This is a genomic window from Caballeronia sp. dw_276, from assembly GCF_018449635.1.
Taxonomy (GTDB): domain Bacteria; phylum Pseudomonadota; class Gammaproteobacteria; order Burkholderiales; family Burkholderiaceae; genus Caballeronia.
Window position 1 is genome coordinate 25,673 of record NZ_JAAVUV010000010.1, and the last position, 16,486, is coordinate 42,158.

At 61.2% G+C, this 16,486-nt stretch carries 10 protein-coding genes; 7 read left to right on the forward strand and 3 right to left on the reverse strand.

From position 1 onward, the window contains the following. The first annotated feature begins 3 nt into the window (after positions 1-3). The 6 genes from HB633_RS20730 to HB633_RS20755 all read left to right on the forward strand — a co-directional run bounded on the left by HB633_RS20730 (position 4) and on the right by HB633_RS20755 (position 8,253). Positions 4-1,392 carry an L-serine ammonia-lyase gene (locus HB633_RS20730; RefSeq protein WP_213780043.1) on the forward strand — a complete coding sequence of 463 codons (1,389 nt, stop codon included), beginning with the start codon at positions 4-6 and terminating at the stop codon, positions 1,390-1,392. An 864-nt stretch (positions 1,393-2,256) separates the two neighbouring features. Further along, positions 2,257-3,963 (forward strand): thiamine pyrophosphate-binding protein, encoded by a 1,707-nt coding sequence (locus HB633_RS20735; protein WP_213780044.1) that lies wholly within the window; start codon positions 2,257-2,259, stop codon positions 3,961-3,963. Between the two features lie 44 nt (positions 3,964-4,007). Continuing rightward, on the forward strand, positions 4,008-5,699 hold the full coding sequence (locus tag HB633_RS20740) for an AMP-binding protein (protein WP_213780045.1): 1,692 nt from the start codon (positions 4,008-4,010) through the stop codon (positions 5,697-5,699). 217 nt (positions 5,700-5,916) lie between these two features. Beyond that, positions 5,917-6,921, forward strand: coding sequence for a peptidase U32 family protein (locus tag HB633_RS20745; protein ID WP_213780046.1), 1,005 nt, complete (start codon positions 5,917-5,919; stop codon positions 6,919-6,921). A gap of 14 nt (positions 6,922-6,935) precedes the next feature. Then, positions 6,936-7,829, forward strand: coding sequence for a U32 family peptidase (locus tag HB633_RS20750; protein ID WP_213780047.1), 894 nt, complete (start codon positions 6,936-6,938; stop codon positions 7,827-7,829). Between the two features lie 70 nt (positions 7,830-7,899). Then, positions 7,900-8,253, forward strand: a complete 354-nt coding sequence (locus tag HB633_RS20755; RefSeq protein ID WP_213780048.1) for an SCP2 sterol-binding domain-containing protein — start codon at positions 7,900-7,902, stop codon at positions 8,251-8,253. An 84-nt stretch (positions 8,254-8,337) separates the two neighbouring features. Here the strand turns inward: HB633_RS20755 and HB633_RS20760 are convergent, their stop codons facing one another. Both HB633_RS20760 and putA read right to left on the reverse strand, forming a co-directional pair. Next, entirely contained in the window at positions 8,338-9,486 is a 1,149-nt protein-coding gene (locus HB633_RS20760) for a branched-chain amino acid ABC transporter substrate-binding protein (protein WP_213780049.1), read from the reverse strand. 94 nt (positions 9,487-9,580) lie between these two features. Further along, positions 9,581-13,513 carry a trifunctional transcriptional regulator/proline dehydrogenase/L-glutamate gamma-semialdehyde dehydrogenase gene (gene putA, locus HB633_RS20765; protein WP_213780050.1) on the reverse strand — a complete coding sequence of 1,311 codons (3,933 nt, stop codon included), beginning with the start codon at positions 13,511-13,513 and terminating at the stop codon, positions 9,581-9,583. A 312-nt stretch (positions 13,514-13,825) separates the two neighbouring features. Between putA and HB633_RS20770 the strand changes: the two genes are divergently transcribed. Next, on the forward strand, positions 13,826-13,996 hold the full coding sequence (locus tag HB633_RS20770) for a hypothetical protein (protein ID WP_213780255.1): 171 nt from the start codon (positions 13,826-13,828) through the stop codon (positions 13,994-13,996). 20 nt (positions 13,997-14,016) lie between these two features. On the opposite strand, the gene HB633_RS20775 is transcribed toward HB633_RS20770, so the two are convergent. Further along, positions 14,017-16,287 carry a primosomal protein N' gene (locus HB633_RS20775; RefSeq protein ID WP_213780051.1) on the reverse strand — a complete coding sequence of 757 codons (2,271 nt, stop codon included), beginning with the start codon at positions 16,285-16,287 and terminating at the stop codon, positions 14,017-14,019. Positions 16,288-16,486: the final 199 nt, after the last annotated feature.

Genomic DNA, 16,486 nt, shown 5'->3' on the forward strand with positions numbered 1-16,486 from the left:
GTCATGGCAGTCAGCGTTTTCGACCTTTTCAAAATCGGCATCGGTCCGTCGAGTTCGCATACGGTTGGGCCCATGCGAGCGGCCTTGATGTTCGTGCAAGGACTCGAACGCGATGGTCTGCTTGACGCCACGGCTTCGGTGAAATGCGAGCTGTACGGCTCGCTGGGTGCAACGGGCAAAGGTCACGGCACGGATCGCGGCGTAATGCTCGGCTTGATGGGCGACGCGCCCGATACCGTCGATGCCAGCACGATCACTCCGCGCCTCGAAACCGTGCGCACGACCAAAAAGTTATCGTTGCTCGGCCGGCGCGAGATTCCGTTCGTGCAGAAGGAACACATCGCGTTCTTGCGGCAAGCGCTGGCTGAACATCCGAACGGCATGAAGCTCCACGCCTTCGATGCCAACGGCACATCGCTGCGCGACGCGACGTATTTATCGGTGGGCGGCGGGTTCGTGGTGACGGCGGGGGCGTCGAATGCGAAGGTGCTGACGGCCATCGAACAATTGCCGTATGCGTTTCAGTCCGGCGACGAACTGCTCGCGCTCTGCCGCGATACTGGTAAATCCGTCGCGCAACTGATGTGGGACAACGAGCGCGTCTGGCGCAGCGACGAAGAGATCCGTTCGGGCCTGCTGCGCATTTGGGACGTGATGCAGTCGTGCGTGAAGCGCGGATGCGGTATCGACAATCCCGATGCCGACGGTTGCCTTCCCGGTCCGTTTCAGGTCAAGCGGCGCGCGCCGGTTTTGTATCGGGCGTTGATTGGCAAGCCTGAGCAGGCGTTGCGCGATCCGCTTTCCATGATCGATTGGATCAATCTTTACGCCATCGCCGTGAACGAGGAAAACGCGGTGGGCGGGCGCGTGGTGACGGCGCCGACCAACGGCGCGGCCGGCATCATCCCTTCGGTGCTGCATTACTACGACCGGTTCATGCCGGGCGCGAACCAGCAGGGCGTGATCGACTTCTTGCTGACGGCGGCGGCCATCGGGATTTTGTACAAGATGAACGCATCGATATCCGGCGCCGAAGTCGGATGTCAGGGCGAAGTTGGCGTTGCCTGTTCGATGGCCGCGGCGGGATTGGCGGCGGTGATGGGCGGAACGCCGTCGCAGGTTGAGAACGCGGCTGAAATCGGGATGGAGCACAACCTTGGGCTGACGTGCGATCCCGTTGGCGGGATGGTGCAGATTCCGTGCATTGAACGAAACGCGATGGGTTCGATGAAAGCCGTCAATGCGGCGCGCATGGCGATGCGCGGGGACGGGAGTCATTATGTTTCGCTCGATTCCGTCATTAAAACCATGATGCAGACCGGCGCCGATATGAAAACGAAGTACAAGGAGACTTCGCGGGGTGGGTTGGCGGTGAATATTGTTGAGTGTTGAGCGCTGGCGCTTGGGGGGGTGGTTTTGGTGGTCGGGGTCGAGGTTGGTGCTGGGTTGCTGCTTTTTGGGTCTTCGCGCGTTCTTTCTTGGCTGTTCTCTTTAGCACTGTTAGCCACTGTCCGTGGCGGGACTTCATTTCTTTGTCCAACGGCGACAAAGAAACGAAGCAAAGAAAACGCCTCTCAACCGCTAATTCTTAAGTGTCCAAAGCGTGCAGTGATAACGGTTTGGTACCCCAAAAGCACGCTCGGCGAATAACCTCGAACACTTGAAACCCTCCCCCTCCGAACACAGATACCCACACGCTTCGCCACCAGTGTGGGAATCCGTTAATACGGAAACCTGGACTACGCATAACAACTGAATAGCCCATAACGGGTTCACTTGAACCTAAAGCCTCGTCACCGGCGCAGCCGACCCCTCGGTTTGGGCATCAGCGCGCGCAGCGCGGAGGCCTGGTTAACGGATTCCTACACTGGTGGCGAAGCGTGTGGGTTGCGTTTGACGGAGGGGGAGGGTTTCAACTGTCCGGGGTTATGCGCTGAGCGTGCTTTTGGGGTACCAAACAGTTGTCACTGCACGCTGTGGACACTTAAGAATTAGCGGTTGAGAGGCGTTTTCTTTGCTTCGTTTCTTTGTCGCCGTTGGACAAAGAAATGAAGTGCCGCCACGCACAGTGGCTAACAGTGCTAAAGAAATCAGCCAAGACGGAACGCGCGAAGACCTAAAAAGCACCCACCCAGCACCACCCCACCACCACCCCCGACCACTAAAAACCCACCTCCACCCAAGCGCCAGCGCCCTCCAAAAGCGTAAGCTACGAAATCCAACCCCGCTCGCGACCCTTCCGGGAGATTTCATCGAATGGCATCTGCTGTCACAGCACTCCACCCCCCGTCGACGACCGGCGCGAAGCTCCTCGTCGACGCCCTGCTGACCCACGGCGTCGATCGCGTCTTCTGCGTCCCAGGCGAAAGCTTCCTCGCCGTCCTGGATTCCCTCCACGATGAAACCAGCCGCATCCAGACCATCGTCTGCCGCCACGAAGCCGCCGCTGCAAACATGGCCGAGGCCGTAGGCAAACTGACCGGCCGCCCGGGCGTCGCGCTCGTCACACGCGGTCCCGGCGCCACGCATGCATCCATCGGCGTGCATACGGCCTTCCAGGACTCCACGCCGATGATCCTGCTCATCGGCCAGTGCGCGCGCGAACACATGGACCGCGAGGCGTTTCAGGAAATCGACTACCGGCGGATGTTCGGGCAAATGGCGAAATGGGTCTCGCAAATCGATGACCCCAAACGCATCCCCGAATACCTCAGCCACGCGTTCCACACAGCGACGTCCGGCCGTCCAGGTCCCGTCGTGCTGGCATTGCCCGAAGACGTGCTCAGCGACGCCTGCGATGCCGTGCCCGCCGCGCCGCGTTATCAGCGCGTTGCCGCAGCGCCCGCGCCCGCGCAAATCGAGCGCGTGCGTGAACTGCTGGCGGCATCGAAGAAACCGTTTGTGATTGCCGGCGGCAGCGGCTGGACCGAAGAAGCCACGGCCGATTTCGCGCGTTTCGCCGAGGCGTGGCAACTGCCGGTTGGCTGCGCATTCCGCTTCCAGGACACGCTCGATAACAACCATCCGAACTACGCCGGCGACGTCGGCCTCGGCATCAATCCGGCACTCGCCGCGCGCATCCGCGACGCCGATCTGCTGCTCGTCCTCGGACCGCGCATGGGTGAATCGACGACAGGCGGCTACACACTGCTCGATATCCCGAAGACGAAGCAGACGCTGATCCACGTTCATCAAGGCGCGGAAGAACTCGGGCGCGTGTACTCCGCCGACTTGCCGATAGTCTCAGGCATGCCCGAGATGGCGGCTGCCCTGGCCTCGTTGCAACCACCGGCGAACGTAGCGTGGAGCGGTGCGATCGAAGAGGCGCACGACGCGTATCTCGCGTGGCGCAAACCCCGTCCCATGCTCGGCGATGTCCAGCTCGGCGAGATCATGGAGCAACTCAGCGCGCGCCTTCCCGCTGATTCCATCGTGACGAACGGCGCCGGGAATTACGCGACGTGGCTGCACAGGCACTACGCGTACCGGCATTACAGGTCGCAGGTTGCGCCGACCAGCGGCGCGATGGGTTATGGCGTACCCGCAGCAATCGCGGCGAAGTCGTTATACCCGGATCGCGTGGTCGTGGCGTTCGCGGGCGACGGTTGTTTCATGATGTCGAGCCAGGAATTGGCGACCGCGATGCAGTACCAGCTTGCCGTGATATTCGTGGTCGTGAACAACCAGCAATACGGCACGATCCGCATGCATCAGGAACGTCACTATCCGAATCGCGTCCATGGAACCGCGCTGACGAATCCCGATTTCGTGGCCTACGCGCGCGCGTTCGGCGCCCATGGCGAGCTTGTCGAAACCACCGCGCAATTCATGCCGGCGTTCGAGCGCGCGTTGAAAACCGGATTGCCATCGGTGATCGAAATCAGGATTCCGCAAGATGCGAGCACGCCGGCCGCGACGCTCGATCAAGTCCGTCAGCAAGGGGAAAAGTTGCGCCAAAAGTAAACACCTGAGCCACATACAAACAAAACTGAAGGAGACGCAAGACCATGGCATCGCAAGCATTTTTGCAGGCACGAGACTTTCTGCTGCGTCATCGCGACGACTACGAAACCGCGTACAGGGACTTCGCATGGCCGGAACTCACCGAGTTCAACTGGGCGCTCGATTGGTTCGATGAATACGCACGCAGCAACATGAACCCGGCGCTCTGGGTCGTGGAAGACAACGGCGACGAGATCAAGCTCTCGTACGCGGAGTTATCGGCTAGATCGAATCAGCTTGCGAACTGGCTGAGGCAGCAAGGCGTAGCGCGCGGTGACCGGATCTTGCTGATGCTGCCGAACCAGCCCGCGCTCTGGGAAACCATGCTCGCCGCGATGAAACTCGGCGCGGTCACGATTCCCGCGACCATGTTGCTGACGCCGGCCGACATAGCCGATCGCATGACGCGCGGCGAGGTGAAGCATGTGATCGTGGCGTCGAATGAAACGGCGAAATTCGATGCCATCGATAAAACCAAAACCCGCATCGCCGTCGCCATTCCTCAAAGCGCGGCGTTGCCCGAAGGCTGGCTGAATTTCGCCGATGCCTTCAACGAAAGTCCATCGTTCGAACCCGAAGGAAGGACGCTCGCAACCGACCCGTTGCTGCTGTATTTCACGAGCGGTACGACAAGCCGCCCGAAGCTCGTCCTGCATAGCCATCAAAGCTATCCGGTCGGGCATTTATCGACCATGTACTGGATCGGTTTAAAGCCCGGCGATGTCCATCTGAACATCAGCTCGCCCGGCTGGGCGAAACACGCGTGGAGTTGCGTGTTCGCGCCGTGGAACGCGGGCGCGACGGTGTTCATCCACAACACGCCGCGCTTTAGCGCCAAGTCCACGCTCGAGGCGCTGGTCAAGCATCAGGTCACGACGCTCTGCGCGCCGCCGACCGTCTGGCGCATGATGATCCAGGAGGATTTATCGGCGTACAAGGTGCATTTGCGCGAGGTCGTGGGTGCGGGCGAACCGCTGAATCCGGAGATCATCGACCGCGTGAAGAAGGCGTGGAATCTGACATTACGCGATGGTTTTGGCCAGACCGAAACCACGGCGCAAATCGCCAACTCGCCCAGCCAGCCGATGAAGCCCGGATCGATGGGCAGGCCGTTGCCGGGTTACAAAATCACGCTGCTCGATCACGACGACAACCCCGCACAAGAAGGCGAACTTGCGCTGATCCTCGACCCGAAACCGCTGGGCTTGATGGACGGCTACGTGGACGATGCATCGAAGACTCAAGACGCAATGCGCGGCGGCCATTACCGGACGGGCGATGTGGCGTCCATCGACGCCGATGGTTATTTCACCTACGTTGGCCGCGCCGACGATGTCTTCAAAGCCGCCGATTACCGCATCAGCCCGTTCGAGCTCGAAAGCGTGCTGATCGAACATCCGGCGGTGGGCGAAGCGGCCGTGGTGCCGAGTCCCGATCCGCTGAGGTTGTCGGTGCCGAAGGCGTTCGTCGCGTTACGCAACGGTTACGAACCGACGAAGGAAACCGCCGGCGAAATACTAAAGTTCGCGGCGCAAAAACTCGCGGCCTACAAGCGGATTCGACGCATCGAGTTCTATGAATTGCCGAAGACCATCTCGGGAAAGATTCGGCGCGTGGAACTCAGGAGAACCGAGGAAGCGCGCGGCAGCGATGCACGTCGCGACAACGAATACTGGGAGGAGGATTTCGGCGCTTAGAAAACCGAACGCTCGGCGCAGTCGCTGGAACAGAACCGGGTTGTCGGGCCGATTTGGGAGTCGGCTCCATTCGGAAAAAGCTGAATTCGCATTGAATCTGCGATCAAAACTGACGCACCCGGTTCCCAACTGAAATATCTATTGATCGACGACAAGCCACGCAACGCTCGACGGCTACATGCTCCGAGGCTTCCGCCGAAACAATGGATTTTTCAACATGCAAAAGCCCGAACTGGTCTGCCCGGCCGGCAATCTGCCGGCGCTGAAAACGGCGATCGATCACGGCGCCGACGCCGTTTACATGGGCCTGAAAGACGCCACCAATGCGCGCAATTTCACCGGCCTGAATTTTGATATCGATACCGCGCGTGAAGGGATTCGCTACGCTCACGCGCGCCATCGCCGGGTGCTGATGGCAATCAATACCTTCCCGCAAGCCGGAGAGGAAAAGCGCTGGCACCAGGCCGTGGACATGGCCTCGGATCTTGGCATCGATGCCGTGATCATGGCCGACATGGGCTTGCTCGACTACGCCACACGCACGCATCCCGACCTGCGCCGGCACCTCTCCGTGCAAGGCTCGGCGACCAATTACGAAGCCATCAACTTGTGCCGTGATCTGTTTGGCATCGAACGCGTTGTGCTGCCGCGCGTCTTGACGCTGGCGCAAGTCGAGCACGTTATCGCCAACACGTCCGTGCAAGTCGAAGTCTTCGGCTTTGGCAGCCTGTGCGTCATGGTGGAAGGCCGCTGCCTGCTTTCGAGCTATGCCACAGGGGAGTCTCCCAACACGGCCGGCGTATGTTCGCCGGCCAAGGCCGTGCGCTGGCAGGAAACGGCGAACGGCACGCAGGCGCGCTTGTCGGGCATTTTGATCGATGAGTACGGGCAGGACGAAGCGGCCGGCTATCCGACGCTCTGCAAAGGCCGTTTCAAGGTCAACAACGACATCTACTACGCGCTGGAAGAACCCACCAGCCTCAACGTGCTGGAACTGCTGCCCGAACTGCTGCGGATCGGCGTTTCCGCCATCAAGGTGGAGGGACGGCAACGCAGTCCCGCCTACGTTGGCGAAGTGACGCGCACGCTGCGCGCCGCCATCGATGACGCAACGGCCGAAGGGCAACGCTTTCACGTAAAACGCGCATGGCAGCAATCGCTCGGGAAGGTGTCGGAGGGCCAGCAGGCAACGTTGGGCGCTTATTCGAGGCCGTGGAAATGACAGGAGCACGAACGATGAAACTGACACTGGGTCCGTTGCTGTATTTCTGGCCGCGCGATGAGGTCATGAAGTTCTACGCCGAGGTCGCGTCATGGCCGGTCGATACCGTGTATCTCGGCGAAGTGGTTTGCAGCCGCCGCCGGGAATTGCGCACGGACGACTGGATCGCCATCGCCCGAAATCTGCGCGATGCCGGCAAGGAGGTGGTGTTGTCCTGCCAGGCGCTGCTCGAATCGGAGAACGAACTCAGGGCGCTGCGACGCTTTACGGAGAATGGCGAGTTCATCGTGGAGGCCAACGACCTGGGCGCCGTACGTCTGTTGAAAGACACGCGATGGGTGGCCGGCACGACGCTGAATATCTATAACGTCACTACGCTTGCCTTGTTTTCGCGCCAGGGCGCCATGCGATGGATTCCACCGGTCGAAATGTCGCAAGACAAGCTGGCGACGGTGCTTCAGGATTCCCCACCCGGCATGGAGACCGAAGTGTTCTCGTGGGGCCGTTTGCCGCTGGCTTTATCGGCGCGATGTTTTACCGCTCGTCACTTCAATCTGAAAAAAGACGATTGCGAGTACCGCTGTCTCGAGTTCCCAAATGGGCTTGATCTTGAAACACGCGAGGGTCAGGCATTTTTGACCATCAACGGTATCCAGACCCAGTCGGCCGCTACGCAATCGCTACTGCCGCATTGGCCGGCCATGGCCGAGATGGGCGTTACAGGCGTTCGGATCAGCCCGCAACGCCAGCATACCGGGCGCGTGGTCGAGCTTCATCGAGCGTGCATGGCGGGCGGCGGGATCGATCACGCTGAGCTGGCTGCGTACGCCCCTGTATCGCTATGCAATGGTTATTGGCAGGGTCAGCCTGGCATCCAAATGGAGAATGCTGCAAATGTTCGCGTTTAAATTCCCCTCGCCGATACCGCTTCTCGCGCGAATCGGTCCACACCTTCCAAAGCGATGCTGGTCGGACGCAATGGCGTTCGCACTGGAAATGATCCGGCGAGCCAACGGTCTTCCCAAGGATCTATCCATATTGGACGACAAGACCGTGTGTATTCGCATCGACGATCTCGGTGCGCGGGCGGCAATTCGCTTCCGTAATGGACGCTTTTATCCGGCTGACGCGCATAAAGCCGCCGACGTCAGTTTTCAGGCGTGTACGGCCGACTACCTCAGGCTGCTGCGTCGCGAAGAAGATCCCGATACGCTGTTCTTTCAGCGCAGGTTGCGGATCGAAGGCAATACTGAATTGGGGCTGGCGTTGAAAAACATGCTGGACAGCATTGAGTCGCCCGACTGGCTCATGAAAGCGATGAGCGTTCTCTAGTCTGTGCAGAAGTCGCACGCATGAATGCAAAAGCCCCGCAGCGCGGAACGCGTGCGGGGCTTCTTCAACCAAGGCGCAAAACTATTACTTCCCGCCCACGCTTTGCAGCGTCGTCCACTTGCCGCCGACGACCTTGTACAGCGTGATGCCGCCGTTCTTCAGATCGCCCTTCGCGTCATACGCGAGTTGCTTCGACGTCACGCCGGGCATGTCCGTCTTGGCCAGCATCGGCAGGTACTTTGCCGGATCGGTCGAGTTCGCCGTCTTCATTGCCGTGAACATGGCCATTGCGCCGTCGTATGCGTACGGCGAGTACGTTTGCACGTCTTCATTGAAGCGCTTCTTGTACTTCGCGACATACGCCGCGCCGCCCGGCATTTCATCGAGCGGCAAGCCAGCCAGCGACGCCACCGTGCCGTCGGCTGCATCGCCGGCGATCTTCAAGAACGTATCCGTCTTGACCATTTCGCCTGCCATCAACGGCGCGCGAATGCCGAGCGTCTTCATCTGCTTGACCATCGGGCCGGCTTGCGAATCCGCGCCGCCGTAATACACGAGGTCGGGGTTCATCGACTTGATCTTGGTCAGGATGGCCTTGAAGTCGACGGCTTTATCGTTGCCATATTCACGATCCACGATCGTCGCGCCCGCAGCCTTCGCGGCCTTCTCGAACTGATCGGCAAGACCCTGACCGTATGCCGTGCGGTCATCGACGATTGCGATCTTCTTCATCTTCAGCGTCTTCACCGCGAACTCGCCCGCAACCGATCCTTGCTGCGTGTCGGACGTCATCATGCGAAACGTGGTTTTGTAGCCTTGCGTGGTGTATTCCGGCGCGGTCGCCATCGCGATTTCGGGGATGCCGGCGTTCGCGTAGATGCGCGAAGCGGGGATCGTCGTGCCCGAATTGAAGTGGCCGAGCATGCCCTTGATGTTGTCATCCACCAGCTTTTGCGCGACGGTCGTGCCGGTGCGCGGGTCGGCCTGGTCATCGGCGGAATCGAGCACGATGCGAACCGGCTTGCCGCCAATTACGGGCTTCGTTGCGTTGAAGTCTTCGACCGCGAGCACGATGCCGTTCTGGAAATCCTTGCCGTAGTGCGCCTGCGCGCCGGTCATTGGACCCGCGAAACCTACTTTTACGTCTTCAGCCGTTTGCGCCTGAGCCGTTGCAGCAACTGACAAACCCGTGACCAACATTGCTGCTGCCAGCTTCTTCATCGTGTAATCCATAAACTCTCCTGATTCCCATGTGAGTGGCAGCGCGTGCCGGTGTCGCCGTGCCCGCTGCCGTTTGTTTGAGCCGATCTGCCGCTCTGAATTGTGTTCAGCCGATCGTCATCAAATTCGCATTGCCGCCCGCGGCCGCCGTGTTCACGCTCACCGAGCGTTCCGTCAGCAACCGTTCGAGCGCGTATTCCTGCTCGCCGTCGTGGGCTTCGTCGGCGAACGCTCCCGCCGATACACCCTGCACCGAGACAATCGGTCCCGGGCGTTTCGCAACTTCCTTCACCAGCGCCATCAGTTCGTCGCTGTCGCCCTCAAACAGGACGGCATCGAAAAGAACATCTAGGTTCTTGCGCACCGACGCACGCGCTTTGAGCGATGCCGGCAGCGCGGCCACGAGCTGCTCGCCGGCCGCGCCAGAAAACAGCGCCTTGTTGCCCGTCGCCAGCACGGCGGCGAACTGGGCGCGCGCGCCGCTTGCCGTCGATGCCACGCACAAGACCGTGCCGCGTGCGCCGAGCGTGTACGTGTTGCGCTCGCCGGTCGGTCCCGGCAGCACGGCGGTTGCGCCCGCCATCACGTGCTGGAGATGGCCGTCGCAACGTGCGGCCGTTTGCGGGTCGCGCTCGGCGATAGCCCAGTCGCGCAATGCGGTGAGCGCGGCGGGCGTATCGTTCGATGCCGTCTGGTCAGCGATCAACGCGCTTTCCAGCGACTTCGGCAGACCTGTAGGACGCTTCGCGAGAAGACGCTGCAAGTACAGCGCGCCACCGGCCTTCGGTCCCGTGCCCGACAAGCCTTCGCCGCCGAACGGCTGCACGCCGACCACCGCGCCAATCACGTTCCGGTTCACGTAGATGTTGCCAACATGCGCGCGGCTGACGACGTGCGCGATGGTTTCATCGATACGCGTATGGATTCCGAGCGTCAGCCCGTAACCGGTCGCCTTGATTTGGTCGAGCAGTTTATCAAGTTGCGCGCGCCGATACCGAACCACATGCAGGACCGGGCCGAACACTTCGCGCTTGAGCTCATCGATTGAATCCAGTTCGATCAACGTCGGCGGCACGAACGTGCCTTGCGCGCAACTGTCGGGCGTCGGCAATTGCACGACGTTGCGGCCTTTTTCCCGCATCGATGCAACGTGGCCGTCGATGCTTTGCTTGGCTTCCGAATCGATTACCGGACCTACGTCCGTGGACAAACGATCGGGGTTGCCCATCGCCAGTTGCTGCATCGCGCCCGTGAGCATTTCGAGCGTGCGGTCGGCGACATCGTCTTGAAGGCACAGCACGCGCAGCGCGGAACAGCGTTGACCGGCGGAATCGAAGGACGATTGCAGCACGTCCGCGACCACTTGCTCGGCGAGCGCCGACGAATCGACGATCATCGCGTTCTGTCCACCCGTTTCCGCGATGAGCGGGATCGGCCGGCCGTCCGGATCGAGCCGTTCGGACAAGGTCTTGTTGATCAAGCGCGCGACGTCCGTGGAACCGGTGAACATCACGGCGCGGGTACGCGGATCAGCGACGAGCGCCGCGCCCACGGTTTCGCCATTGCCCGGCAAGAGTTGCACCGCGCCCGCCGGCACGCCGGCTTCGCGCAGAATACGCACGGCCTGGGCCGCGATCAGCGGCGTTTGCTCAGCAGGCTTCGCGAGCACCGGATTTCCGGCGGCGAGCGCTGCGGCAACTTGTCCCATGAAGATCGCCAGCGGGAAATTCCACGGGCTGATGCAGACGACCGGACCGAGCGGACGATGGGTATCGTTGGAAAACTCGCCGCGGATTTGCGCCGAGTAATAGCGCAGGAAATCGATCGCCTCACGAATCTCGGACACCGCATTCGCGAGCGACTTCCCCGCTTCGCGGACGACCAGACCCATCAGCGTATGCATTTGCGCTTCGAGCAGATCGGCGGCACGGGCAAGACAATCGGCGCGTTCGTCGACGGGCGTCGATTGCCAGATTGGCGCGGCGGCGACCGCGTTGTTCATTGCCAAAGCGACTTGTTCCGGCGATGCATCCGTCACCGTTCCAACGAGATCGCGCAAGTCGGCAGGATTGCGGACATCGCGTGCAACGCCTTCGATGACATCGGTCGATTCGAGCATCGGCGCGGCGCGCCACGGATGATTCGCGCTGGCAAGCAAAGCCGATGACAACGACGCCAGCCGATGCTCATTCGACAGATCGAAGCCCATCGAATTGAGGCGTTCGCTGCCGTACAACTGACGCGGCAACGGGATTTTCGCGTGCGGCAAACCTAGCGGCGTGAGCTTCGACGCTTCATCGATAGGATCCTGCACGAGTTCGCTGACGGGGATCGCCTTGTCCGCAATGCGGTTCACGAACGACGTGTTCGCGCCGTTCTCGAGCAAGCGCCGAACGAGGTATGCGAGCAGCGTTTCGTGCGTGCCGACGGGCGCATAGACGCGACACGGCCGGTTGAGCTTGTCGCGGCCGGTGACCTCTTCGTAAAGCGGTTCACCCATGCCGTGCAGGCACTGGAACTCGTACTGCCCGGGATAATAATTTCCCCCGGCCAGGTGATAAATCGCCGACAACGTGAACGCGTTGTGCGTGGCGAATTGCGGATAGACGGCATCGGGCGCGCCGAGCAATTTCTTCGCGCACGCCACGTACGAAATGTCCGTGTAGATCTTGCGCGTATAGACGGGATAACCTTCGAGGCCATCGACTTGAGCGCGCTTGATTTCCGAATCCCAGTACGCGCCTTTGACCAGCCGAACCATGATCCGATGCCGGCTGCGACGCGCCAGATCGATCAAATAATCGATGACAAACGGGCAGCGCTTTTGGTACGCCTGCACCACAAAACCAATGCCGTTCCATCCAGCCAGTTCCGGATCGAAGCAAAGCGCTTCGAGCAGATCGAGCGAGATCTCGAGCCTGTCGGCTTCTTCGGCATCGATGTTCAAGCCAATGTCGTAACGCCGCGCGAGCAACGCCAGCGCCTTCACGCGCGGCAGCAACTCGGTCATCGTGCGTTCTTGTTGCGAGCGCGAATATCGCGGATGCAGCGCCGAGAGCTTGATCGAAATGCCCGGGCCTTCATAAATGCCGCGCGATCCCGCCGCCTTGCCGATTGCGTGAATCGCCTGCTCGTACGACGCGTAATAGCGCAGCGCGTCTTCTTCTGTCGTCGCGGCTTCGCCGAGCATGTCGTAGGAATAACGGAAACCGCGCGCTTCGAACTTGCGGCTGTTCGCAAGCGCTTCCGAGATCGTCTCGCCCGTGACGAACTGTTCGCCCATCAGGCGCATGGCCATATCGACGCCCTTCCTGATCAGCGGCTCGCCGCCACGCCCAATCAAGCGCGTCAACGCCGATGACAACCCGGCTTCGCTGTTCGTCGTCACGAGCTTGCCGGTGATCATCAAGCCCCACGTCGCCGCGTTCACGAACAACGACGGCGCCTGGCCCATATGCGAGCGCCAGTCGCCCTTGCTGATCTTGTCGCGAATGAGCGCGTCGCGCGTCGCGCGATCGGGAATTCGCAGCAAGGCTTCGGCGAGACACATTAGCGCGACGCCTTCCTGACTCGACAACGAGAACTCGTGAATCAAGCCTTCTACGCCGCCGCCCGTCTGCTTTTTGCGCAGCGCTTCGACGAGCTTCGTCGCCATCGCATTCGTCTCGTTGGCAACACTCGCCGACAAACGCGCTTGCCCGATCAGGAAAGGCACGCATTCCGGCTCAGGCCGCCGATACGCCGCCGTGATCGCCGCGCGCAGCACGGATTGCGGCTGCACGTTCTGGGCGAAATCGAGGAAAGGATGCGGCGCGCCGTCTTCGTCGGAATCAGGGTGCGTGGACGGTTCGAGCGAGTCGCCCGCGCCAAGTGCACCGGAGAGTTCCGGCGGCAACTGTCCATGTTCGATGCGTTCCAGGTACGCGAAGATCGCCTGCTTGATGAGCCAGTGCGGCGTGCGTTCGAGGCGCGTAGCTGCGTCCCTCAGTCGGCTGCGCAGCAGATCATCGACTTTGACGCCCAGGGTGGTGCTCGCCATATCTCATTCCTTGCCGACGCGGAAAGCCGGCGATAGCTTAAAAAGTGGCCGAATCGTAACTCGCACATAAAAAAGGTGCAACCGACATTTAGAGATGGGTTGCACCTGTGGAAACCCTTATACGCCAACGGTTTAGGGGTAATTGAGGATGGCGGCGATGGCGGCGGATGCCTAGGATTCTGGCGACTGGTGATTTTTTCAGCACCACCCTAATTAATTCCTTCTTGCTGCCGATAACTCGGGTACGGCCAAAGTAGCGACGAATCCATAGCGGCCGAATTCTAATCAGCCGCGGTTTCGGGAGCAGAGGAAATGAGCAACTGGATGGTTTTCATGATCGTATGGGCGATGGTTGCAATGTGCGTGGTCTTGTTCATCCGTGGCGCGCACCCGCATGTGGAGCGTCCGGACGGTGAGAACCGTGGCGGGAATCGCGATCGGAAAGCCGGTGGGTTTGCGCCCAGTGCGGACGCAGCGCGCTAAAACCGTGGGTTGGGGCGGGCCTAGATATCGAGTGGATCGACTTCAACGTTCCATCGAATCAGGCCTTTGACCTTTATTGCACGCAACATGGGCTGCCAGGCCCTGAGCGCATTCTGCAGAACTGCCCGTGAGGCACATTCGAGCAGCAATTGCGCGCGATGCACATTGAACACCTTCACGATGGTCAGCGGCACCGCGTCGTACACCGTCACCCTCTCGGCCCCGGCCAACGTAGCGAACTCCACCGCCGCAGCGCCTAGAAAGTCCAGCGCGACTTCGAGCGTCCGCCCTTCTGCGCGCAACATCGCCTGATAAACGAACGGCGGTAAATGCGCATCGCGCCGTTCGGCCAAAGTCGAATTCGCAAAGCCAACGTAATCGTGCCGCGCCAGCGCGTGATAAAGCGCGTGCCGTGCATAGCGCGTCTGGATCATCACTTCGCCAGGCAATCCCGCGCGCCCTGCACGTCCGCTGACTTGCATCAACTGCGCGAACAGCCGCTCGCTTGCGCGGAAATCGTGGGAGAAAAGCGCGGTATCGGCATTGAGAACACCGACCAAAGTCACGCGCTGAAAGTCGTGTCCCTTCGCGATCATCTGCGTGCCGACGAGGATATCGACTTCGCCCGCGTGGACATCGGAGAAAAGCGCTTGAGCGCTGCCTTTGCGCCGGGTGCTGTCGGCATCGATACGCAACACCCGCGCGCCCGGCACCGCCGTCGCCAGCGTTTCCTCGACGCGTTGCGTGCCGCGCCCCATCGGCGCGATGTCCACGTTGCCGCAGTCCGGGCAGGACTTCGGGATGCGCGATTCCCAGCCGCAATGGTGGCAGCGCAACGCGCGTTCGGGCTTGTGGAGTACGACGTAGGCGCTGCATCGCGGACAGCCGGCGACCCAGCCGCAGGCATCGCAGGAAAGGATGGGCGCGTAGCCGCGGCGGTTCAGGAAAACGAGGCTTTGCTCGCCGCGCTCGAGGCGCGTTTTCATCGCGGCGATCAACGGCCCCGACAAACCCTCCACCGATGCCCGCCCGCGTTGCCTTTCCTCTTCCAGATCGATCAGCCGCACGCTCGGCAGGACGGCCGTTGCGACCGCGCGGCGCGTCAGCGTGAGCTTGGTGTATCGGCCCTGTTCGGCTTGCCACCAGCTTTCCAGCGATGGCGTGGCCGACCCGAGCACGACCGGGATCTCGATTTCCTTCGCCCGATACACCGCCAGATCCCGCGCCGAATACCGGAGACCTTCCTGCTGCTTGTACGCGGGATCGTGTTCTTCGTCGACGACGATCAACGCCAGCTTCGGCATCGATGCCAGGATTGCGAGCCGCGTCCCGAGAACGAGCCGCGCGCGGCCGGTATGGGCCGCGAGCCAGTTGCGCGCGCGTTCGCCTTCGGCGAGGCCGCTGTGCATCGTGACGATGGCGCCTTCCGGCAACGCCGCGAATCGTGTGCGGAACGCGGCTTCGAACTGCGGCGTGAGGTTGATTTCAGGAACGAGCACGAGCGCCTGCGCGTCCGGGCGCGCGGCGAGCAGATCGGCCAATGCGTGGAGATAGACCTCGGTCTTGCCGCTGCCCGTCACGCCGTGCAGCAGGAACGCCGCAAACCCTTGCGCGTGGCGAATAGCACTGACGGCTTCGGCTTGTTCGGCCGTGAGCTGCGGCAAAAGCGCATCGCCGGCGTGGAGCAATGCAAGCTTTTCCAGCGATGGTTCGAGCGCAACGTCCTCGGCCGGAACGTCACCCGTTTCTATCGATACCCACCCGAGCGACTGCCATTCATCGAGCGTTGCGCGGGCTTTCGGATGCAGCGCGCGGGCATCGGCGGCGGGAAGCGCGGGGTTAGCGGCGAGGGCATCGGCCAGCCGTCGCAGCGCGGTGGCGCGCGCGGGCAAGCCATCGGGCAGATGCGCGCGGCCTTCGGCGGTCAACCGGTAGCGCTCGTCGGGCGCGAGCAACTTCGCCCAGCGCGAGGCATCGCGTAAAACCTGTGGCAACGCAGGCAAAGCGACTTCGCCTAAACCACGCTGGTAATAATCAGCCGCGAACAGCGTCAACGCTCGCCACTCTTTTGCGAGCGGGGCGAGCGCGCTGCAAATGGCGGTTACGTCGCGCAGCTTGTCCGCGGGGACATCGCTGTGATCCGTGACTTCGCAAATCATGCCGACGGCATCGCGACGCCCGAATGGAATCTGTACCAGCATGCCGGGCAACGGCGTGGGCGCAAGGTCGTATCGATAGTCGAAAAGTGTCGCCAGCGGATGGTCCAATGCGACGCGAACAAAGACGTTCAATTGCCGCACCGCCCGCGATCCATCGCGCCGCAACGCTTCCACCTTGCGGTCAGGCGGGGCAGGACGAAGTTAAAGTGAAACATCACAATCGCCGCTAAGCCGTGGATTATTTTTGAGATTTCGTAGCTTTCCACAGCCCTGTGGATAACTTTGTTGAGAACTTTGGTTGACAGGGGCAAAAATTCGCGATCTCGCTCCT